Annotated in this window: 18 protein-coding genes and 1 pseudogene; 5 read left to right on the forward strand and 14 right to left on the reverse strand. The window is 31.2% G+C overall.

Annotated features, from left to right (window positions below; all coding sequences use genetic code 11):
- The first annotated feature begins 16 nt into the window (after positions 1–16).
- Both DFR85_RS29160 and DFR85_RS29165 read left to right on the forward strand, forming a co-directional pair.
- Positions 17–259 carry a hypothetical protein gene (locus tag DFR85_RS29160; protein WP_110271304.1) on the forward strand — a complete coding sequence of 81 codons (243 nt, stop codon included), beginning with the start codon at positions 17–19 and terminating at the stop codon, positions 257–259.
- A 151-nt stretch (positions 260–410) separates the two neighbouring features.
- Positions 411–1487 (forward strand): DNA adenine methylase, encoded by a 1077-nt coding sequence (locus DFR85_RS29165; protein ID WP_110271305.1) that lies wholly within the window; start codon positions 411–413, stop codon positions 1485–1487.
- Here the strand turns inward: DFR85_RS29165 and DFR85_RS29170 are convergent.
- From DFR85_RS29170 to DFR85_RS29185, 4 genes are all read right to left on the reverse strand, one after another.
- Positions 1484–3601 (reverse strand): phospholipase D-like domain-containing protein, encoded by a 2118-nt coding sequence (locus DFR85_RS29170; protein ID WP_246252903.1) that lies wholly within the window; start codon positions 3599–3601, stop codon positions 1484–1486. The genes DFR85_RS29165 and DFR85_RS29170 overlap by 4 nt on opposite strands.
- A complete protein-coding gene (locus tag DFR85_RS29175; RefSeq protein ID WP_110271307.1) occupies positions 3591–6473 on the reverse strand; it encodes a DEAD/DEAH box helicase in 2883 nt (960 codons plus the stop codon). Before DFR85_RS29175 ends, DFR85_RS29170 begins: the two co-directional genes overlap by 11 nt.
- A gap of 5 nt (positions 6474–6478) precedes the next feature.
- Entirely contained in the window at positions 6479–7498 is a 1020-nt protein-coding gene (locus DFR85_RS29180; RefSeq protein WP_246252904.1) for a hypothetical protein, read from the reverse strand.
- A 574-nt stretch (positions 7499–8072) separates the two neighbouring features.
- Positions 8073–8975 (reverse strand): IS5 family transposase, encoded by a 903-nt coding sequence (locus DFR85_RS29185; protein ID WP_110271309.1) that lies wholly within the window; start codon positions 8973–8975, stop codon positions 8073–8075.
- Positions 8976–9250: 275 nt separating this feature from the next.
- Between DFR85_RS29185 and DFR85_RS29190 the strand changes: the two genes are divergently transcribed.
- Both DFR85_RS29190 and DFR85_RS29195 read left to right on the forward strand, forming a co-directional pair.
- The gene (locus DFR85_RS29190; protein ID WP_162582835.1) at positions 9251–10717 is read left to right on the forward strand and encodes a serine/threonine-protein kinase; all 1467 of its coding nucleotides are present in this window, start codon (positions 9251–9253) and stop codon (positions 10715–10717) included.
- A 592-nt stretch (positions 10718–11309) separates the two neighbouring features.
- Positions 11310–11975, forward strand: coding sequence for a hypothetical protein (locus tag DFR85_RS29195; protein ID WP_162582836.1), 666 nt, complete (start codon positions 11310–11312; stop codon positions 11973–11975).
- 1108 nt (positions 11976–13083) lie between these two features.
- Here DFR85_RS29195 and DFR85_RS29200 read toward each other — a convergent pair.
- The 10 genes and pseudogenes from DFR85_RS29200 to DFR85_RS29245 all read right to left on the reverse strand — a co-directional run bounded on the left by DFR85_RS29200 (position 13084) and on the right by DFR85_RS29245 (position 20246).
- Positions 13084–13398: a hypothetical protein gene (locus DFR85_RS29200; protein ID WP_110271312.1), complete on the reverse strand. Its 315-nt coding sequence runs from the start codon at positions 13396–13398 to the stop codon at positions 13084–13086.
- Between the two features lie 73 nt (positions 13399–13471).
- Positions 13472–13813, reverse strand: a complete 342-nt coding sequence (locus DFR85_RS29205; RefSeq protein WP_110271313.1) for a hypothetical protein — start codon at positions 13811–13813, stop codon at positions 13472–13474.
- 38 nt (positions 13814–13851) lie between these two features.
- On the reverse strand, positions 13852–14988 hold the full coding sequence (locus DFR85_RS29210) for a hypothetical protein (RefSeq protein ID WP_110271314.1): 1137 nt from the start codon (positions 14986–14988) through the stop codon (positions 13852–13854).
- A gap of 52 nt (positions 14989–15040) precedes the next feature.
- Positions 15041–15304, reverse strand: a pseudogene (locus DFR85_RS29215) (C2H2-type zinc finger protein); the annotation flags it as partial.
- A gap of 580 nt (positions 15305–15884) precedes the next feature.
- Positions 15885–16271: a hypothetical protein gene (locus tag DFR85_RS29220; RefSeq protein WP_162582838.1), complete on the reverse strand. Its 387-nt coding sequence runs from the start codon at positions 16269–16271 to the stop codon at positions 15885–15887.
- Between the two features lie 72 nt (positions 16272–16343).
- Positions 16344–16937 carry a hypothetical protein gene (locus DFR85_RS29225; RefSeq protein WP_162582840.1) on the reverse strand — a complete coding sequence of 198 codons (594 nt, stop codon included), beginning with the start codon at positions 16935–16937 and terminating at the stop codon, positions 16344–16346.
- A 45-nt stretch (positions 16938–16982) separates the two neighbouring features.
- Positions 16983–17270: a hypothetical protein gene (locus DFR85_RS29230; protein WP_110271317.1), complete on the reverse strand. Its 288-nt coding sequence runs from the start codon at positions 17268–17270 to the stop codon at positions 16983–16985.
- 28 nt (positions 17271–17298) lie between these two features.
- Positions 17299–17487 carry a C2H2-type zinc finger protein gene (locus DFR85_RS32280; RefSeq protein ID WP_110271318.1) on the reverse strand — a complete coding sequence of 63 codons (189 nt, stop codon included), beginning with the start codon at positions 17485–17487 and terminating at the stop codon, positions 17299–17301.
- A gap of 298 nt (positions 17488–17785) precedes the next feature.
- Positions 17786–18433, reverse strand: a complete 648-nt coding sequence (gene sfsA / locus DFR85_RS29240; protein ID WP_110271319.1) for a DNA/RNA nuclease SfsA — start codon at positions 18431–18433, stop codon at positions 17786–17788.
- Between the two features lie 247 nt (positions 18434–18680).
- The gene (locus DFR85_RS29245; protein ID WP_110271320.1) at positions 18681–20246 is read right to left on the reverse strand and encodes an AAA family ATPase; all 1566 of its coding nucleotides are present in this window, start codon (positions 20244–20246) and stop codon (positions 18681–18683) included.
- A gap of 136 nt (positions 20247–20382) precedes the next feature.
- On the opposite strand from DFR85_RS29245, the gene DFR85_RS29250 reads away from it, so the two are divergent.
- On the forward strand, positions 20383–21648 hold the full coding sequence (locus DFR85_RS29250) for a hypothetical protein (RefSeq protein ID WP_110271321.1): 1266 nt from the start codon (positions 20383–20385) through the stop codon (positions 21646–21648).
- Positions 21649–21726 lie beyond the last annotated feature (78 nt).

Genomic DNA, 21726 nt, shown 5'->3' on the forward strand with positions numbered 1-21726 from the left:
CATTCTAAATGGCAGCATGGTAATCGAAATCCTATCTTGTATAGTTGAAACCACTAATTTCGAGGTAATAACATATGAAGCTTTGAGAGGAAAATCAGGAGAAGTAAAGGCTAGTGAGAAGGAGCTATTAAAGAGAGGAATTACTAAGGAATATATTGAAGATTTCATAGATGACGTTGAACATGCTGAGGGAGCAATCTGTGGAGAAATAAAGAGACTAAATGCATATCTTGAAATATTGGACATTATAGGACTCTAATAATACTATGAAGGAATTGGATTGAAATAGTACTTCTTATTTCATGATTGAGTATAAAAGTTTCCATTAGCATAAAAACTTAAAGCAGATAATATTTTTATGTACTATAAACAATAGTTAAGATTTTATATTTGATATCATATATAATCATATGTTAATGAGATATTGGGGTAGAAAACCGTTAGAGCTCATTGATAAAATAATGAATAATGTTCACGGTACCGTTATTGATCCATTTGGGGGTGGTGGTACAATAGTATTTTCAGCCTTAAGACATGATAATAAGGCTATATATTTAGATATTAATCCTTATGCGTGGTTAGTAACTTTTGTTAACGTAGTAAGTATTGATCCGAAAGAGTTTGAGGAGAAAAGTAAAGAAGTTTTGGAAAACGTTTATTTAGAATCTGTATTTTCTCTTCATAATGATTATCTTTATTATCCTAATGGTAAATTTTTTTGGAAAAGAAGAAATGCTGATAGGATTACAGAGTTTTTTTCTAGAGAAAATTTCATGAAGCTATTTTCTATTTTAAAGAGTATTGACAAAGTTGAGAGTGAAACTGAGGTAAAAATAGCACTTTATGCTGCATTTTGTTCTTCTCTTTTCACGTCTTCAAGAATGAAAAGAAGAAACTCTGGTAGCTGGGGAGTACCTTCTTATTGGGTTCCAAAAGAACATGAAGAAGTGAATGCGGAAGATGCTTTTAAAATGTCTGTTAAACGTTTTTCGTCTTATTTTAGGAGAAATAAAGGTTATGAATTAAACGTAGATGTTAAACTTTTAATAGGTAACGCATTAGCTTTTAATTACCCTGATCAGTCAATAGTTTTCACTGATCCACCGTATTTTGATGAAATACAATATATGGAATTATCCTTTTTCTATTGGGCCTGGTTAAGGGAAAGTAATTTCAAAAAAGTAATTCGAGAAGTTTTAGGCTATGAACCCGAATTTAGAATTAGTGATGAGATAATTGTTAATCCTAATAGAGGAGTTACGTTTGACAAATATATGGAAACGCTAAAGGCGTTCATCATAAAGGTTTCTAAAGTAAACTCTAAGTATCTTCTCTTTCATTATGATAATGACAAGCTAAGAGAAAAGGTTATTAAAATAGTCAAGGAAAATTGGACAAGGATAAAGGTTGATGATTTTGAAATAGTAAAACAAAGGAAAATTGGACCTAGAGGAGGTAAAAAATATTTGTTAGTTTCAAGTCCTTAAGTAGAATTGCTTTTATCTATTATTTCACTGAATTGATCTAATAATTTTTTGACAGTATTCTCGTCTATACTTACTTCTTCAGATTCTACGTTTTTTTGCAAACCGTTGATAGTAAAGTTTGCCGAACCGTGCATAGTTATAGAGTCATCTATTATCAACATCTTTGTATGCACAATTCCTTGAGAATCGGCCTTAAGTTTTATTACCTTAATTTGGTTATTTTCTGCCAATTGTATTGCGTCTTTATTTTTATCGTCGTCTAATGTCACTATCGTAATATCTAGGTCTCTGTAGGCTTTAATATTAGTGAGATCGTCTATTATATCTTTTCCTATCCAAGGTGAAACAATCTTGATGTTTTTTTGAGCCAGTCTTATTAAATCAATAAATACGTTATATAAGCCTTTAGTAATTATGAAGTTTGCTTCTCCCATCCAATCCTTATATGTGCTCAAGAATTCACTTACTAACTCTCTACTTACAAGAAACGGCTGATCGTAAGGACCAAACATACAGCCTTTATCCATACCTACACAAGAATTGCAGCCATCCCAACATAGCGGTAAAGATGATACTACGTCTTTAAACGTTTGCCTAATATTGGAATCTTTATTAATTTCCTTTCTTTTAACCTTTCCTACATAATTTCTTACAGCTAAGTGTAAAGGATGAGTATATTGATATTGCGAACTCCATTCATTATAGACGTCATAAAGTATATCTAATATACTTTTATCTATTTTACCATTGAAATTATAAATGGTATTCTTCATGTTATTTAAGGAACTGTTGAATCTTTTTTCATGATTTGGAAAGTCTAAGGTTAATATGTCACTTATAAGATTTAGTAAGTTTGTATCTCTTTTTCCTATCATATTAGCTATAGCCCTAATGTATCCTAGTCCTCCATAAACACTTTCAATAATATATACTGCTGATAAATTTGCGAGCTTATTATTGCCCATTAAGTTACGCAAAATAGGATGAGTTATAAAATATGTTATGTCATTAAGTATAGAAGATGATGGGGTAATAGGTATTATTATCTTGCTAATGATTATGTGAGCCAAAGTATGTAATAATACAAAGCTACCAAATTCCACGAGATCTTCATTGTCACAATCATTTTTTTGCTGATTTCCTTTACGTAAATCGTCAAATTCTTTTTCAAATCTTTTCATGGCATTAAACCCTGCATTACTATTATTTAGATTGACGTTAAGCCTTTTTTTAGAACCGAAGTATATTTTCTTTTTAACGCAAAGCCATGCTCTTAGTTTAGAATTATTATCAAGTAAATATTTTATATAATCCTGTAAAGTACATATACTGAATTTAATTATTATTCCATTTAATTTTCTAAGTCTAAAGCCTATTCCTTCTTTATAGCTTACCCATAGAAAATCTTTATACATAAGGTCAGCATACTTTGAGTAAAAGATTGAAGCATCGGCAAAAGCATGTAATTTTATCATATCGCTAAACTCTATCTTTCCTATTATTCTCTCAACGTTATCAATTTTAACGGTAATTAAAGAAATTATTTTTCCTTTTTTCCCTATTTCTCCTTCTTCTTCTGCGAATCTTACGATATGTGGAACAACAGTGTATAATCTCTCGTAAGAAACTGGTCCATCATAATATTTACAAGCATTTTTTCCTTCGAATACCTCACATTTGTTCATTAATGGACATTGGTGTTTATCATTAAGGAGTATGAAGCCATATTTACAATAATATCCATGAATCAGAGAATCATAGTTAAAATTCATTAATTTAGGAAATATTGATATAACGTCAGTCTTAGAAATTTTGTTTCTATTTTTCAAATTCATATCCTCGTATTTTATGCTGGTATTATTGTTCTCGTTGAATAATGTTGCATTAATTGTTGAAGGTAATATAACCTTAAAGCTTTCTCTGCCATAGAAAAAAGGCGTGTAACTATCTACTATGCCGTTATTCCAATTTAGATTTCTAGGTGTTGAATTTAAATATGTTATAGGTACTAAAATTATTGCATATTTTCTCCTACCGAATAATTGTTTAAATGGCGTAAATGTATAAAGTGACTGAATTCCACTTCTTTGAGTTCCAGAAAATTCACTCATCATTATCACTCTCGTCTACGTCTACAAGTAAGTTAATATTTGGCGAAGGTGGGAGCATTAATAAACTAAAGAAAACATAATTTGCAAATATCTTATCTAAAAGTGAAAACACATCTACATAGTTTGATTGCGTAATCAATGTTTTATTAAAACTAGAGATAAATCCTATTAATCTTAAATACTTCTCATAACCTTTATCTAATGCAACATTAATTATTTTAACTAAATCTCCAGTATTCTTAAGGGCTTTTTCAACGCTACTTTGTATATTTGATAGAAGATCACTTTTTTCTTTTTCATTGATCATATCTAGCAGATTATTTGAGGAATTGGATATTTTTATGTTATCTAATTTTTTATTAAAATTCTCAAGATTTTTCAATTTTATGTTTAAGTTTTGTATAAGAGATTTAAGACTATTATTACTAGCTGTACCAGAATATAAGCTATCTTGAATTTCTTTTACTATTTCAAAGCTTTTATTTAATATATAAATAATTTCTTTCTTATCAAATATCTTGAGTTCATCAGTATTTTGTTCTTCTATAAAATTTGCTGCTTCTGATATTGAATTGAGAGTATTATTTATGTATTCGTCTATTTTCTGACTAATTTCCATATCATTATTTTCATTGTTAATAATAATTTCCATATCATTATTAAGCTGCGTTAAAGTATCTTTTAAGGTCCGTTTTAGATCTTCGTCCGAAAGGTCTAGGCATAGTTGCTTCTTCAATTCTTTCGTAGTATCTTCTGAAGCCAAGGCATTAATAGATTGAGAGATTAATTGCCTAGCTATATCTTTGCACTCATCATATTTATTTACATCACCTACACAAGTACTAATACCATTAACTGCCCATTTTAAAAGAATGTATGAAAAGATATGCTGTAGTGTAATTTCAATATTCATAGAATTAATTGTAATGAAACGTAATTTTGAATTTAGGTTAGTTAATGTATTTCTGAGATCGTCGTTATAGATATATAGTGACGCATAAGGTGTAGATTGTAATGTTAATATACCAGTAGCTATTCTGTAACTATTTTCGTTCCTTCCCGCTCTTCCTATTCTTTGAATAAAACTCTCTTTTGACAATGGCAATTTATGTTGAATTACTAATGCTACATCTCCTATATCGATACCTAACTCCAATGTAGATGTAGAAAATAGAAGTAATTTTGTTTTATCTTTCTTGAAGCTTTCTTCTATTTCTGATCTTTTTTCAGGAGACAAGAGAGAATAATGTTCATCTATTCCATTTTTCATATTCTCGGCGAAATTTCTCAGTTCGTCGTCGTCTCCACATATCTTGCTATAGGCTGCTAGGAAAGGCCAATAGTACTCGTCTTTACAACATAAATTTTTAGGATCTTTGTAACAAAGATGATCCCTTATTTCTCTACCTTGTCTTCCTCCTAGAATCGTATTCCAAAAATATTTGTAGAGAGTATCTACTCCCGACACGCTATCAGCAAATAGTATACCTTTGCGATTGTACTCCTTAAGCCAAGTTAATGCCAACTGAGTTACATCCTCAGTTAGTGTTTCAACTCCTCTTTCTATGTTAGGAAAAAGAAATTCGTATAATATTATTCTCTCCTTTTTATTTCCTAAATGCTGATTTTTATAATAATCTTCTAATGATAAAATTTCTGGTATGCAATTTTCATTCTCACAGCAAGCTATTTTAGTTAGGAAATTTTTATAATCTGGAATAGTTGCAGATGAAAATATTATTTTATCAATATAATCTTTTTTTGTAAGATTCTTCAATGACTCAAGTAATCTTAAGATAAATTTCAAGTGTTGAGTATATATACCGTCGTAGGCATGAATTTCATCAAACACGATGTACCTAATGTTTTTAAAACTCTGTACTGTTTCTCTATTGAGAAGTCTCCTATAGAGTATCCATAAATTAGTAACTAAAATATTTGAGTACTCTTTATGGATATCTTCTCTAGTTGCAATAAGGTAATCGTATTTATGCCCACACTTTTTACATTCTATTATCCTATTATTATATATGAGATCTCCTCCGCATTTTACACATTTTAGTCCTCTATACGCATCACCGTTTCTTATTTCATATGCCTTTGGTGTATCTCCATCTTCTAATGCAATTGTAACCATTTTATTATATTTTTTTAATTCATCGTTAATTATAGAAACATATTTAAGAAGTCTAAAGATTTGATCTTTTGCCAAAGCCTTTCTTGGATATACAAATACTATATTGATTGGTTCTTCTCCTCTAATTACGCTTTCTAACAAATATACAAGCCCAGGTAAAGTAAATGCTAATGTCTTTCCACTAGCAGTAGGAGCTACTAATGGTATATACTTATAATCAGTAGAGAGAATTTGCTCAATTATATACAATTGATAACTCGATATACTTTTTATTTTAGGATCATATTCGTTTAATATTCTCTTAATAATTTTCATTATAAGGATAACATCATTTTTGGATACTCCATCTCTGTCTAATTTATCTTGAATAATTTTAAGTATTTCATTAAAACTATGCGCTTCAAAATCTGGAAATGGTTCTTCTTTTAACTCAATATCATATTCTAAAGCGTAAGGCGAATCGTTTTTATAAGCTCTTACATGAGCGGCCTTTGCTAGAAGAGCCATATGGGCTGTCCTATATTTACCACATAAATTTATAATCATTTTATTATTTATCAATCCTGTAAGTAATTGATTTCCATTATTTAAATTTAAATTTGATATAATATTATTTAACTCGTTGGCATCAAGAAAAGTTGTAGCAAAGTCTTTATTTTTCTTAAATTTATCAACCTCATACTTTAAAATCGCTTGATATAGTCTAATTTCATCTTCAGTAGGTATTTTGACAGCCATAATATCTATACCCTATTTAATAATCTTGAAGTATAAATTCTTTTTAGCTTTTGAATTATCTCTGTTATAGTTTTATATTCGATATTATAATCATTAATTATTTTAATTAATTCTTCTTTTTTATTAACTATATTTTTAGTATTATCTCTAAATAGATTCAAAAGTTTCCTTCTTTTAATCTCATCTTTTAAAATATTATTGACTAACAAAGTGTATAATTGTTCATTCTCAAAAGCAATGGAAGTTAGTTCCGGATGCACAAATATTATATTATTTCTATTATCAGCAACAAAAATCCTTATTTTAAAGTCGTTATAATTAAAAGAAAACATCTCTTCTATATCATTCCCAGATTGTATGTGAATATTCATTTTTATTGGCGAACTATTTACCTTTTGTATAAATTTAGAGAATTTTTCAATTATATTTTTGAATTCCTGAAAACTACATATTTTAAGAAAATCATCATTATCTAACTTAGTTACATATATACTTCTAAGTATCATTAGGATAATCCTTGATTTTATATCTAATTTATTATAATATCCTCCTTTTTCGTTATTATACTCTATAAGGAAGTTATTATTGCTTATCTTACATTTATCCTCTCCTGTTCTCTCTATAATAATCCTCTTAACTAATAGATACGTCAATAAATTTTTCTCTATGTTATTATCTAAATTAATATTTCTAAAATTTAAATTTATATCCAAATATTTACCATTAGTATCTATACTAGCATAAGTATGATAAATTTTGAATATAGTTAGGTATCTTTCTCCAACATATATGTAAATGTTTCCACGAAATATGTTATTCTCGTTAAATGGTAGACTCAAAGAAAATAGCCAATATGTACCATAAATATCCAATAACTTATCATTAGATAAAACATTTCCGTTATGACTTTTATTGTAATCGCAAATACCACAAGAATGACATATTAAACTCTTGTCATATTTAACTATCTTATTAGAAAATTTTCTGAAAAAATCTTTGTGCTGTCCCCAATATTTATAAGTCATTATCCTATCCTGAGTTAAAACATATATTGGCAGAAACATACCCGTATTGAATACGTTCCCTTTCCAAAGAAAAATTCGTTTGACAGTGCTTGGACCTACTAGATTACCTAAATTAAAAAAGTATACATGGGTACCACCGTAAGCATAGTCCCGAATGCTATTATATTGTTGCTCGTATTTATTGCAACCACGAAGAAGGAATTTTACGTGTTCCTCATGATCAAAAGTAATCATTATAATAACAGTATTACACAAATATTAATAAGTATTACTCTTTCTATTTATATTTAATGGCAATACTTTGTTTAAACATTAATTTATCAACTACTTTGTAGTTGGTTTGTTTTCCAGACTAAAAAGTATAAAATGAAAGTAATGAGATTTAATTTGGAAATAATTTATGAACCATATCTCGCTTAATCATTATCTCTTTTTATTAATTCATTTTCGGTTAAACTAATAAACTATCACATAAATTATGCTTTGTGGGTTCGTTCAATATATTTCAATAGAATGATACAGTAAAAATATGTTTTCTATAGAAAATAATATCTCTCCTAAATAATTTACTATACTACTTCTTGACCTCAAAGCCCTTAGCTCGACCAACAACAAGGTTAGCCATGTACATCATCCAAGCATAAGCCCAAAACTTGAGCTTAGCCTCAACAACTTGACCAGCAAAACTCGTAGCCCTAACAGACTCACCAAAAGTACGCTTAACCGCTGAGAACAAGGATTCAACCAACCACCTATTACCATAACCCTTCTCATCCCGCCAACGTTCATAACCCAACTTCTTGAACTCGCGCACAGCCTTACGCCTAGCAGGATGACCACGCCTAGTAGAAGCGTCTTTCCTAGGAGGAACAACAACATCAACACCAAGATTATAAATCTCGTTAGTATCATAAGCCTTATCGCCATAGAACCTCTTAACTTCCTTACCCTTTTCCTTCAAGTCCTTTACAGTATTTGAAGCAGATTCGGCCTCATTACTCGTCACCTCAGCGCTTACTATCTTGAACTCGTCCTTCTCCATAACTACTTCAATCTTAAGGAATTTTGAATCCCTCCTTTTGCCCCACTTTACTACTACGTATTGTCCTCCCCTTGTTGTGCTTATTCCAGTACCATCAGCTATTACTTCAAGTTCGTCACTCGCTTCAGGGAAATTAATATTCATGTTTCTTACCCTTTCCCATATTGTTGAATAATCTAGGCTTGTTGGGATTATCTTCATTTCTGCTAGTGCGCTTAGTACTCCTTCTATTGCTCTGTAAGGTAAGAATAAGTGTAGGAATGCTAGGAAGTCGTTGAACTCCTTTGGTGCCTTGTACTTGGTCTTAGCATACCTGTTCTCTTCCTGGAGTAATTCCCACCAGTGTTCGAAGACGTAGAAGGGGAACATTAGCTTGTATCTAGTTACCACGTTCTCATCGTACTTGCTCCAATCCCTAGTGTTCTTCTTTTCCATGGGTAATACTCTGCATAATTACTTAAAAATTTTTGTATAATTCTGAAGCGATCCACAACGTACATAAATTATAAATGATGAAAGTAAACTATTTCTATTACGTAGTCCTTGTGGGAATAGTTTATCTGTGGCAAATTTACTACCTTCATAATCTTATTCCATTGTTAGTTTACACGATTCTTTATTCCCTTTTTGTATTAACGTTCTTAAAAAGAAAAATTAAATATTCGACCGTTTTAAACATATTAACTTACTTTGTAATAGTAATTTACTGGATGATCTTCCATCCAAGGTACCTTTACGGTAATCCATTCTTTCTTTTTTCTTCTATAGTGGCAATAATTTCAGGAATATTAATAATCAAAGACGAGGAGAAAAAAGGTTTAGGGTTACTTTCCCTTGGAATTATAATAAACGTAATTATGGCTACTGATAAGAATTACATGAGAATCTCATTTTTAGATCCAATATTCCTAACCATTTCGTTTATTACTTGGAGAATTGGAAATGAGAGACCGAAACTTCAAACTTCTCAGACTGTATATTATCAACCGCCAATAGGTTACACTACAGAATTGAAGAAGACAACTTTCATTTTTAGGGGATTACCTAAGAATTGTGCGCCTACGTTAGAAGTATGCGGAATAAAATATACACCAAACATAGAATATCAAGGCGATTATATTCTTGAATTAACTTTTGAGTGCTCTTGGAGAGCTAGAAAAGTAAAATGTAATGGAAAAACCTACAAGCCAAATAAAGAAAGCGGTTTCGCTAAATTAGAGGATAGTATAATTATAAATTACTACGAGGATGTTACAATAACGCAAACTACAAATAAAATTAAAAACACTCAAAATCCACCAAACTCCTCATCGGTCCCTCAATGTTGGATAAACAATAAATTATCAATTTATAAAATAGATGGAATTATAGGCGAAGGAGGAACAGGTTATGTACTTAAGGGTAATTATTCTTCAAAAGAAGTGGCCATTAAAGTTTTAAAAATTCAAGGGAATCCTCAAGAGTACTTTAATAACTTATTGCAGGAAGCATCGAACTTGATAAACCTTTCGAATCATCCGCATATAGTAAAAATTTTCGCAATTAATAATTTAGATAAGTTCATTATCGACGAGATAATTAAGGGAAATAAATCACTATATATAAATAATCCTCCAATGATAGCAATGGAGTTGATGAGAGGCTCACTTTACGACCTACTTAAGGAAGATGCTTTCTTTTACTCAGTTAGATGGAGGAAAAACATATTTAGAGCAGTTCACCAAATTGCTGAGGCGTTAGATTACATGCACTCGAAAGGTTACGTCCATATGGACGTAAAACCTCAGAACATATTCATTAATAAAATTCCTTCAGACCCCTCAGAATTAGATTATGTAGAATTCAAACTCGGAGATTTGGGTAGTGCAGTTAGAATAGGAGAGAAAGTCAGACAGTTAACCTTAGAATATTCACCTCCAGAGGCGTTAATAGGAAAAGCTAATCCTTCTTTCGACGTTTTCGCTTTGGGTATGACATTGTACGTATTGCTCAATAGAAAAAATGATAGACCAGACCTAAAAGAAATGGATGAATCCTTCAATGGAGACTATTCAAAAATAGCAATTTCCAGAGAGAAGCTAAACAAATGGAGTGAAAATAAAGACGATGTAATAAGAGGAGCACTGCAAATGAAATATAGTATCAAATATTTCATGAGTAGATTATCATCAAGTTAATCATAGTTTAAAGAAACTTCACATTATGCCATTTTATTCTCTATAGCTAATAATTTTGTATATAGTATTATACTACTATTTATGTTTTTATTTATATTTAAGTCGACATTTATATCTAATGCCAAAATAATATCATGTTCTAGAGAAGTATTTGTTGACTTTTCATTTTTATGGTAATTCGATGAAGAAGATTTTCATAAAGTGAAAAATGCCTTTCTATATCTGCGTTGAAAGATTTATACATACTATGGGAACGTTATAGGTTGTTCATAAGGAATGTCTGTAACACTTCATATTTATAATACATTGACTTAAATAAGTGAAAGCATATAAAAACTATTTCGATGATTTTTCACGATCATGAAATAAGAAAATTTTGAGTATCAAAGATACTTTATAGTTGATTTTCATGCATTGACCTCAAATTATTAAAATCTCACTTTCGAAGTAATCTAAACGCTAATATTTCCATAAGGTCCTCATTCATTTAGATAGTTCGAAATAAGAAGAATAACCTAAAAACTGGAAACACTAGCTTATTCAAAAATATTAGGAAAGAGTAAAGTTTTTAAAAATGAATATCAATATAATTTTGTACAGACCTCCAATGACTACTATGACCGAAGTTAGATTAAGCGATATAGTAATTTTAAACCCTGTATATTTTGACACTAAACTGGGGATAATTACCTTGTTGCCACAAGTGACTCAGCCAGGAACTTATCGCCCAATTTATGCAGCTGGAATAGAGGGAATATATAGGTTAAGAAGATCTGGAAAATATTTGAAAGAAGCAGGTTCTGCCTTTGGAAGAATTGTATTATCAATTATAGGAGGTTTTATATTATTTTTCTTAATAATTGCAGGAGCCTCTTTAATGTATTCCGCCACAAGTGCTTTAACGGGAAATACTTTTATTTTATCAACAATTTCAGCTCTTATCGAATTATTTATTGGATTAGGTATAATAATAGGAGGAATATTTGGAATTATAAAAATAATCAAATTTGCGAGGAAAGCGAGAATGCCAAAAACTGTTGAAGCTGAGTTAGTTATTCCTTGGAAAACTGTAAAAAGGATATCAGTTACCGATGAAAAGCAAGTCAATGTTGGAACTTTAGTTAACCCTATATATAAAACAATAGGTAATTGGCATGTATTAACTGATGGGAGCGATTACCTAATCCCTGAGGTAGACGATCCGTTCAATAAATTGGATTATATAAAAGCTAAATTTAACTTAACAATTCTTGATTAAAAGCAAAATTCCTTACACTTAACCTTGAAGTATATCTTAATTTTAACTGGAGTAGCAGTTTATGTAAATTTAATTGTATAAGATGTAGTTATTGTCAAATGTATTAGAATGTTGGTATTTCCAAAAATCCTTATCACTTAAGAAATGAAAAGACTACACTAAATCTTTAACTACTAGTGTTTCTAATTAATATCGATGCTTTATATAGTAGTCGAATTTTTACGGATCTTAATCTTTTTAGAATTTGATAAATTCTAAATTTAGTGTCTAATTGAAAATTAGTTTGCCAATATTGATGAGAAAAACTGAAGAATTCCTATATAGAATTCCACTAAACATAATATCAATAATATTTTTGACTTCTTTGTTTGTAATTTATCTTAACAAGGGGTTCAAAGGGGGCGGAAGACTCCATCCGTGGAGATGGATAGGCTCCACATGCTTCGCCTCTAACATGGCTAGGCGATAGCTTGAAGAGCCGAGGAAACCACTCGATAGAGGTTAACTTTAGGATCTTCACTTTGTATGTGTAATACTCTTTTTCTAATTCTTGAATTTTTCTATAATACGCGTTGTATTGTTAATTTTGTTAGGAGATAGTGTGAACTAACTATGAGAACGTCCCCTTAAATTTTTGCACGCTCCTACTCGGGATGTTGTCCCACATGTTAGATCGCGGGGGACGTATAGCCAGCCTATCCAACGGGGTTTTATCCCCATGCCCACTTTCGGCTTGTGTTATTTTCTTGTTCTCTTTATAAAAGTTTTACTCTTGTAAGGCTTGTCTTCTTGTTTAGGAGTGTTGTTCGTGAAAATCGCCGTAGGAGCCCCCTTTGTGGTTACATTTAAATACGTATTTTTCAAATATTCTATTAATGGCAGTCACTGACGGAGTAAGCGTCACTGAGACGCCTTGGTTAAAGCGAGGGTCTATGTGGTACGCCTCTGCTCCATTCAACAGTCCCATATTGGGATACTGTAGGTTCACATTAGTGCTCGGGGTCGGAACGACCCTTAGTGCCTGTGGAGCTGAGACCTCTACCTTTGGCAAGCCTCGGCTTTGAAGCAGGAAGCCACGTCCGTTAGGGCGTGACAGTTCACAAAGAGCCTAATCCAAGAATGGACTTAAATGGTCTATTAAGAACCATATAAACTCCTTTATTACATTAATCATTTTCATAATTTTTTTATCATCTATTAGCAGTGATGAGAGCAATACAATAATTCCTATTATAATAAAAGAAGGCCATAGTGTAGCATACCATGGCGGTGGAACGTAAACACGAAAAACGTCAGGCATTCCAATTATCTCGGTGGGAAATGACTTAATCTCTATTGTAGGATGGTCTATTGAGTGAAGATAAACCGCTAACCCTAGAAGTATTATGGAAGATATTGTTAAAACTATTTTTAGCTTGTCCATTAAAATAAAAAAAGAAAAATTGGCTTATAAGATTTTTCAAGAAAATAGTCTAAAAATTACTTCGTTTTCGATTTTATTCTTCCGGTCTATGAATTTCGAATGGGCTTTTCTGCTCGCCAAACTCGTAATTATACCATTTCTTGTACAATACTCTAAAACTCTTGTATAATATTCTAAAACTATGATAAAACTCCATGTGCCAACTAATGAATAAAATTACAAAACTGGTAGTTAAGACTTCAATCCATAAGTTAGCATACCATGGCGGAGGTATCATGCGAGATGGGTGTGCAAGCGGCATCCAGTATGGACCATGCTCTGTCAAAAAAGTAGGATGGTCTATTGAGTGAAGATAAACCGCTAACCCTAGAAGTATTATGGAAGATATTGTTAAAACTATTTTTAGCTTGTCCATTAAAATAAAAAAAGAAAAATTGGCTTATAAGATTTTTGCTAAAGTAAAACTGTCGTGGTACCGCTTGGTACTGCAATTTCTTGCTGGTAACTCGTTACCAAACTTATAAAAGGATTAGCATACCCATTGACTACTATATTATTAACACTGGCATATGAATCAATACCGTTCTGTGTCCCTAACATCCAGTAATCCACATCATAATAATTTGTGATATATTCTATACGACCTTCGACATGGGTTGATGTTTTTGCTATATACTCTTGGGCACCCCATGCTACTCCACTAGGTGGCACCGATGCACCTATCATTGCACCGGAATCTTCACTTAAATCATTGTCATTTGATTGAGCAGAAACTAAGTTTTGCCCATTCCACGGTTGATCCCATTCTTGATTACCTTTCCATAACTGGAACAATGCTACAAATTTAGGAAGATCTTGAATAAATATATTCTGTGATTGTGCATTAACTTCTAATGATATACTAGGATATACAGGATATCCGAACAACGATAATTCCTGTGAAGTAGAGTCTACAGAGGTGAACGAGATACCATATACAATTATATTTTGTGTTCCTCCTGAAGATTTATAGCATATACCAGCTAATCCGTTTGACGGAACTGTAACATTAGACGGAATTGGTGTATCGGGATACTGAACTACACCACCAGAATATTGAAAAGTAGCTTCCCATTGTCCATTTGTAGATCCGGCTTCTATTATGAACTGCGAACCAGAATTATAGTTTACGGATTTTAATGGGAAAACTACCAAAATAGTATTTCCATTATTTAGAGTAAATCCAATATTCATTTCAATATAAAATCCATATCCTATAAAGTCAATCAATGCGAGTTGAACTATAATTCCAGAAAAATCAGAAGTTGTAACTGAAGTCTTTATCGTCCCACTTGCTTGTATAGGTAAATTAATCATTTCGGCCATATAATTAATTCCATTAGTGTTAGTCATAGGGAAATACGAGAAATTGTAAAAATCTACAAGATAACTATTTGCACCTGTTAGGTTCTGTGAATATGCTGATATGGCCCAATCATATTCAGAACTGCTTTGAGCCGTTGTTAATACCGATGGTATTATTGATATTGGCATTGGTATAAGGGATATTACGAATACGGCTAATACGGCTAGAGAGATTAATGACTTCATTTCAGTTCTGTTTTTACCGAATTCCGTAGTTTTTTAAATGGCAGAAAAACTACTAACTCACACAAATATTATGTTTTTTACAAATATGGTCTAACAATGCGTCTTGGGTAGTAAATGTTTTACCGCAATAACGACACTTAAGGTTATGAGCAGTATACCTAACATGTTCAATCAGACCCTTATAGGAAGAGAAAGGCATTAAACAGATAGGGCAGATGAATGTATTTATTGATTTTAACATAGCATATTTAACTAAGTTATCGTTAAGTAAGTTAGGGTTCCTTATTAACGTTTTTATGAGAAACCTTAAGGCCCTTTTCTGTTCGGTAGACCCAAAATCTAATTAGTAAAAATAATTTTTATTCATTATTAGTGGTTCGTAAAGATTTAATGTAATTAGTTAGATAATTATATGATAATTTTTATAAATTTCCAAGTACCATATTAGATTTTTTATATTTCCACACAATTAACTGAGAAATATTATTATAATATTAGAAAATGATAAAGATGTATATGATAGAATCTGTTTTATTTACATCGATTATTTAATACATTATTCTTAATGCTCTTGATTATGAGTATAATGAAGTATGTTCTTTTACTTATGAAGAAAAAATATGAGGTTTAATGTTGAATTTATATTTGTAATATGATTTTGGGTCTACCGGTTCTTCAGGTAGATTCTTGTAAATTTCGTATTCTTCACTGCTAAGGTGGAAGAATACCCCTTTATTCTCTTTACCGTGACTGACCTGATATTTTTTTGGTATCAGGCATTTTCCAACCTCCTAAACTTCTCTAAAGACAGTGATGAAAAAAGCGATATACCTAATAATGTGAAAATGAATATTGCCCACTTCATTTAGAGGAAGAGGAAAGGGTTTAAAAAAGAACTAATCTATTAAGAACCATATAAAGTCCTTAATCCTTTTAATTGTTACTTCCCTAATTATTTTAGAAATTGTTTTTCTGAATACGAATATTAAAGTTGAAAGTAACCCAATTATCCCTATTGCAAGAAAGTAAGGCCATAGGAAAGCGTAAGACGAAAATGGTGGGCTACTCATATAAGAGGATGTTATCTCTGGTGTTGTAATCTCACCCGGCGGCGTCCCATTATAATATATTACCAATTCGTGATTGCCAATATGTATTATTTCATGAGGAATATTAGGATTTATTTTTATTGGAGGTACATATATTGAATGAAGGTAAATTCCAATTCCTATGAACGCAATAAAGAGTAGGAACAAAGGAATTACTATAATAACCTTTCTCATAAACAGAAAATAAACCCCATAACCTATAAATCTAATGAATACAAAAGTATACATAAAAAAAGGGATTTGACTTTAGAGACCATATGTTGTTTGATCATTTGTAGTATCATAAAACTTATATGTAAACTGCCATAGCCCGTCTTGCATCTGTCCACCATTATAGGGATACGCATATTCATAACTATAGTGGCTCAATTCGTCCAAATTATATACTTGCGCTTTAAACTCAGTGTTTGGCTGAGGAGTTCCAGGCCCTACATACGTTTGTCCAGACGATATATAATCGAAATAGAAGTTGTATATTTTACCACCGGATATTTGAGGCATTGAAATAAAGTTTCCACTAGAGTCGTTTTTAGGCGCTTCTACTATGGTATATGCTGAATATGGTACACTGCTAAATACCCATGTAAACGTATTTGAATATTGCATTATAATATCTTGTAGATTACAATAATATGCAGTTAAATCCACATTTACTTTATTGCTACCTTCATAATCCATACACATATAAAGATAAAGCTCTGACATTTCTGTCTTGGTAATGGGTATAACCTTATAATAATTGACAGTGGCCCCGTTATCTATCGTCATTACAAATGGTACAAGCGCATAAGATCCGTTAGGATACATATTAACACTAAATCCTGCCCGGAGGAAATTCACACCTATATCACTAGATTCTGAGGGATTGTACGGCCCTAATGCAACTCATATTCCAACAGCATCATGCCCATTAGGATTAGGTATATAATGGAATGTAGCATTGCCCAAATATGCAGATTCGGCTACAGTAGTTATTTCGTTCCAACCAGAAAATAATCCTCCGTCAGTAGACCAATGGTTTCCGTATATTGCGCCCACCCAATTGGCGGTATTGATTGTGTTTATTATGTCTTGTACTCCTAATTGAGATTCTGATATTGCGTTTGTAGGTAGTATTGACATGAAGAATATTGTTGCTATAGCTATTCCGATTAGAGTAGAATACTTCCACATTGTGGTTGGGAAGAGGGAAAAAGGGTTTTTAATAGCATAAGTGATGTTTTTTGCAGAAGTGGTTTAGGAGGGTCTCAGTATCCTTAAATTCCTTTTTGCATATTGGACAAGTCTTTGTATGTTCTGAATATCTTATATGCATTTTTAACGCTTCAGGTGACGAAAATGGTATAAAGCAGAATGGACATACATAAGATGAAACTGCTTTACTTTGTATTAATCCGAATAAGTATAGCCTTTAACTGAAAAATCCATAAACACAATATAGATTAAAATTCTTAAGAATTATATTATTTAAAGAAAAAATTCTTAATAAACAGTAAGACTATAAATTTATTAGAATCATTTACTCTACTAATATCATATTTATTCAGATCATGAAAATTCATAAGGTATTTATACACAAATGTAGGTATTTTTACTAACATACAGATATTTAGTATAGATTAATATTATCAAAAACTTATATATTATAAAAACAAGGTAAATTTGTAAAGGGAAATATGAATGACCCCTCAATTGATTTTATCACAGATTTGTATGTTTCTTTTATAAATAACTTGACTTTCAATTAATGAGAAAGTCTTAATTTCTACCTCTACTCCTTTGTGTAAAGCCTCAAAGAACTTTTCTGAGAATTTCTTATCAGTTCTCTCATTAGGGTAAAAACATTTAGCATCGTCTCTCATTACCAATACTAATAACTTAGCGTTGTATCCTTTTTCCTTAAGTTTTATTAATTCTTCTAGATGTCTTCTCCCCCTTTCAGTTGGAGCGTCTGGAAACATTGCCACACCGTTTTCCACAAGACTGCATCCCTTAACTTCGATGAAAGTGTTTCCGTCTTGAAAGTCAATTCTACTGTTCCCTACTTTAACCTCAGCTTTGGCGTTAGGTAGGAATTTCCTTGCAATATCATTATGAATGCTGGAATCAACAATTACCCACAAACCGTTCCATGCTGCAGTAACTTGACAAGAAGTTTTCCTCTTATTACCGTCTACTTCTCTAACTAAAATCTTGTTCCCTGGATAAATTAACTCCTTCAATCTGCCTGGATCATGAAGATGACAAAGTTTTCCAGATTGAGTTAAAACCATAAATCTGTTTAATCTTTCCTTAACTATCTCTTCCTCTAATTTGGGGAATTGATAGACTATCATAGTAGTGTGATGTTTTTATTTTAAAATAAGTCTTTATATTATCCTTTTGATTTTATATTTTTAATGAGTAAAGGATTTTTATGAAATTATTATACTTCCTTACACTCTAGAAGCCAAGGAAACGACTTACTATGATTGATGCAGATTATTAACCAATTATGGAACCATGCACTTTAAGGTCTAAGAAAGTATGACAACTATAAATAGCTCACTCTTTATCTGAGGAATAGTATACTAACAGTAGAAATTATTGCCCTTTATTATTCCTAGATCTAAGATTTTCTATTATTTCTCTTTGATATTCCCTGAATTTTCGTAGAATTTTATCGTCAGTGGTTCCAAGAGACTTTTCCAAGGCTAATAAGAATTTTTCACTAATAGTATCTGGTGTATCGTTGGGTTCTATTAACTCCTTAAGAAGACTTAATGCTAACTTTATACTAGCAGGCGAAATATTATATTCATACTGCGATTTTTTCTGCTTATCTGAACAGCCGAACTTCTCTCTTAGGTATTTAACTTCACTGATAATTACCTCCTTAAATGGAATAGTAGAATCGTTCAAGAACATTTTTACATCTTCAGTACCACACGTATAATCTAAATGAAAAATTAGAAATCTTCTCGTTAGAGCCTCACCAATTGGAAATAAATTATTAGCGTCAATTAAATTCATAGTTCCCACGAACCTTATTTTCTTCAGGACTTCGTCTTTTTTATCTCCTAGTCTTTTTAGATTGGCAAGAAATTCCTTGGCTTCATTATCAATTTCGCTAAACTTCTCTATTTCTTTCTCTATCTCCTCTAAGATCTTTTTCCCTACAGAACTACTACCTACGTCGGACATTAAAGTTAGGATTTCACCAAAGGCCTTATCCACGTCTGCTCTATTTATCTCATCTATTATAACGTAATAATTCCCATTATTAATCTTCACAGCGCTATTATATGCTCTTATAAGTAAACCGCTATTCCATATAATACTTCCTTTCTCCATACTTTCACCACCAATTAAGTCCCTTCTGAACCAAAGAGAGTTTGCTGTAGTGACTTCGTAACAATTGGTATTTTCTCCAGTTAGTTTATCTATAACACTTATTGTCAAACTGGTTTTGCCAGTACCTGGAGGGCCTACTAAGAGAACATTATAGATCTTAAGACTAGCTCCTAGCATTTTAAAGAATTCTTCAACGTTGGGAACTTCAACGTAAAATCTATTTGTCAAACTCATTACATCGGAAATATTTCCTTTACCACAATCAATTTCGATGTTGGAAACCTCAACCCTATTACTATCATCTCTTTGTAGAGATCCAGTAAATAAGGAGTCCCATTTCTCTAAGAATTCGTCTTTATCTCTTCCATCTTCATACATGAGATAACCTAGTACTTTTTTACCATTTATCAAGCTATCCTTCTTTTCAATCCAATAGGAAGTTATTCTGCCATTACGTTCTACTATATTATTTTTTACAAATTCTAACGGTAAAACATAAGCTTTAGGAGAATCCGTATCAGCGTACGTTACTGCTATTAAAAAGTCACATAAAACATAGTTAGGAATAGCGCCTATTGGATTTCTGCCCTTGACACCAGCAACACGAATATAGACTTTACTTCCATTCGGCTTCTGTAATACTAAATGAGGTTTACAACTTAATAATTTCTGATCATCTTTAGGTGGTTTAAAATCTTCGGGTACTTGTGATATTTTATACCCTGAATATTTTGAATTTATCAGTTCATTAATTTTACTTAAAGTATATTTCATGGCTCTTTCATGAACTTCTTTCCTTGGATTACTATTTTTCATGTATATTACTAAAGAATCTTAAATTTATATATTCTCTTCATTCTCATCTGGTCGACATTATAATTTAAATTTAAGATATTTGTTATGTTGATATTCTTAGCATAGTTTATTACCATTGTAATCCCAAATAAAGTAAATGAAAGACTATAGACTAACTGTTAGAGACTTACAATTAATTAAAAAGGTAGGAAAATATTACTTACAATATATACGTGTTATAGATATGGATACTCTTTTAAAGAAAATGAAAAGGAATTCAGAGTATGAGAACGCAATAGCATTACGAAATGCACTAAACGGAATTTATTATTACGTTCTTTACATACTTACAATAGACGTAGTTAAGTCTGCGAAAGAGGCTTATAAAGATAAACTCGTGAGAAAAGAATTTAGCAATGAATTTGCGTCAGAAATCCATGGAGCATTAGATATCCCTAGATCTTTAATGACTTATCCTTCAAAGATATATTCATATTATACGTATCAAAGAGGAGCAGACTCTTCAACATTCGCAGTTTTAGGGGCACTCCTAAGGGAAATATACAGAAATATATTTAAATTAAAAAACGAATTAGAGAAATATTATGAAGAATCTCACGTTATTAATTACTTTCAATTAAATGATTTTAATGATTACGTTAATTTGCTATATGAATATAAGGATAGATTCAGAAAAGGTAAGATTAGAGCGCCTATAGAAAAAGATCCATCATGGTTAAAGCGTGCTTTTAAGATATATATTACATTGGAAAAAATGATAGGAAATGAAATATCTTTAGGAAACGAAAACTCTATACTCCCTAAAGATAAGGATATAATAAAAATGTTATTATGGAAACTTTATGAACTTTACGTATTTTACTTATTAATTAAGTATTTCGAGAAAAAAGGGTACAAAGTTAAGGTATCTAAAAAAGATAAGTTTGACGTAGTTATGGAAAAAGATGGAAAAAAGAAATTTATAACACTGAATTCATCACTTGATTTTTCCTCACTATTTAGCATAGATAACTCTCAAAAAATAGAGGATTTTATGGGAAGACCAGATATCGCTTTAATTAACGAAAAGAAAATTATATTCGAATGTAAATATTCAACGTCGGCTTCTTACATTTCACAAGGAAGGTTCAAGGTTATGGCCTATATGTATGAATACGATCCTAATATAGCTATTCTTATTTATCCTGGAATTGAGAGGATAAATAAATTGAATTCTGATAATATATTGAGTGAGAAAATAGATGAGAGTATAAGAAACAAAGAGAAAGATAAAAAGTATGTAAAGCCCATATTTAAGTCTAGAAATAATAAACCTAGACAAATGTATATAGTAACTATTGATCCATTAACGGAAGAAAATAAACAGGTCATGGAAAGCATAATGAATGAAATATTCGTTTAATATTTTTAACTATAAGCTAATATGGAATTATCGCTTAATGGCCTCTATACTAATGTCGAGAAAGGCTGGTATGATTTT

This window comes from Acidianus brierleyi, from assembly GCF_003201835.2.
Lineage (GTDB): Archaea > Thermoproteota > Thermoprotei_A > Sulfolobales > Sulfolobaceae > Aramenus > Aramenus brierleyi.

What these genes read in the sequence shown, in the direction of transcription:
- DFR85_RS29175 (WP_110271307.1), bottom strand. Translation starts at nt 6,473, where the DNA reads ATGGCTGTCAAAATACCTACTGAAGATGAAATTAGACTATATCAAGCG.
- DFR85_RS29245 (WP_110271320.1), bottom strand. Translation starts at nt 20,246, where the DNA reads ATGAAAAATAGTAATCCAAGGAAAGAAGTTCATGAAAGAGCCATGAAA.
- DFR85_RS29220 (WP_162582838.1), bottom strand. Translation starts at nt 16,271, where the DNA reads ATGAGAAAGGTTATTATAGTAATTCCTTTGTTCCTACTCTTTATTGCG.
- DFR85_RS29210 (WP_110271314.1), bottom strand. Translation starts at nt 14,988, where the DNA reads ATGAAGTCATTAATCTCTCTAGCCGTATTAGCCGTATTCGTAATATCC.
- DFR85_RS29200 (WP_110271312.1), bottom strand. Translation starts at nt 13,398, where the DNA reads ATGGACAAGCTAAAAATAGTTTTAACAATATCTTCCATAATACTTCTA.
- DFR85_RS29160 (WP_110271304.1), top strand. Translation starts at nt 17, where the DNA reads ATGGTAATCGAAATCCTATCTTGTATAGTTGAAACCACTAATTTCGAG.
- DFR85_RS29170 (WP_246252903.1), bottom strand. Translation starts at nt 3,601, where the DNA reads ATGATGAGTGAATTTTCTGGAACTCAAAGAAGTGGAATTCAGTCACTT.
- DFR85_RS29185 (WP_110271309.1), bottom strand. Translation starts at nt 8,975, where the DNA reads ATGGAAAAGAAGAACACTAGGGATTGGAGCAAGTACGATGAGAACGTG.
- DFR85_RS29205 (WP_110271313.1), bottom strand. Translation starts at nt 13,813, where the DNA reads ATGGACAAGCTAAAAATAGTTTTAACAATATCTTCCATAATACTTCTA.
- DFR85_RS29230 (WP_110271317.1), bottom strand. Translation starts at nt 17,270, where the DNA reads ATGTGGAAGTATTCTACTCTAATCGGAATAGCTATAGCAACAATATTC.
- DFR85_RS29165 (WP_110271305.1), top strand. Translation starts at nt 411, where the DNA reads ATGTTAATGAGATATTGGGGTAGAAAACCGTTAGAGCTCATTGATAAA.
- sfsA (WP_110271319.1), bottom strand. Translation starts at nt 18,433, where the DNA reads ATGATAGTCTATCAATTCCCCAAATTAGAGGAAGAGATAGTTAAGGAA.
- DFR85_RS29190 (WP_162582835.1), top strand. Translation starts at nt 9,251, where the DNA reads ATGATCTTCCATCCAAGGTACCTTTACGGTAATCCATTCTTTCTTTTT.
- DFR85_RS29180 (WP_246252904.1), bottom strand. Translation starts at nt 7,498, where the DNA reads ATGACTTATAAATATTGGGGACAGCACAAAGATTTTTTCAGAAAATTT.
- DFR85_RS29250 (WP_110271321.1), top strand. Translation starts at nt 20,383, where the DNA reads ATGAAAGACTATAGACTAACTGTTAGAGACTTACAATTAATTAAAAAG.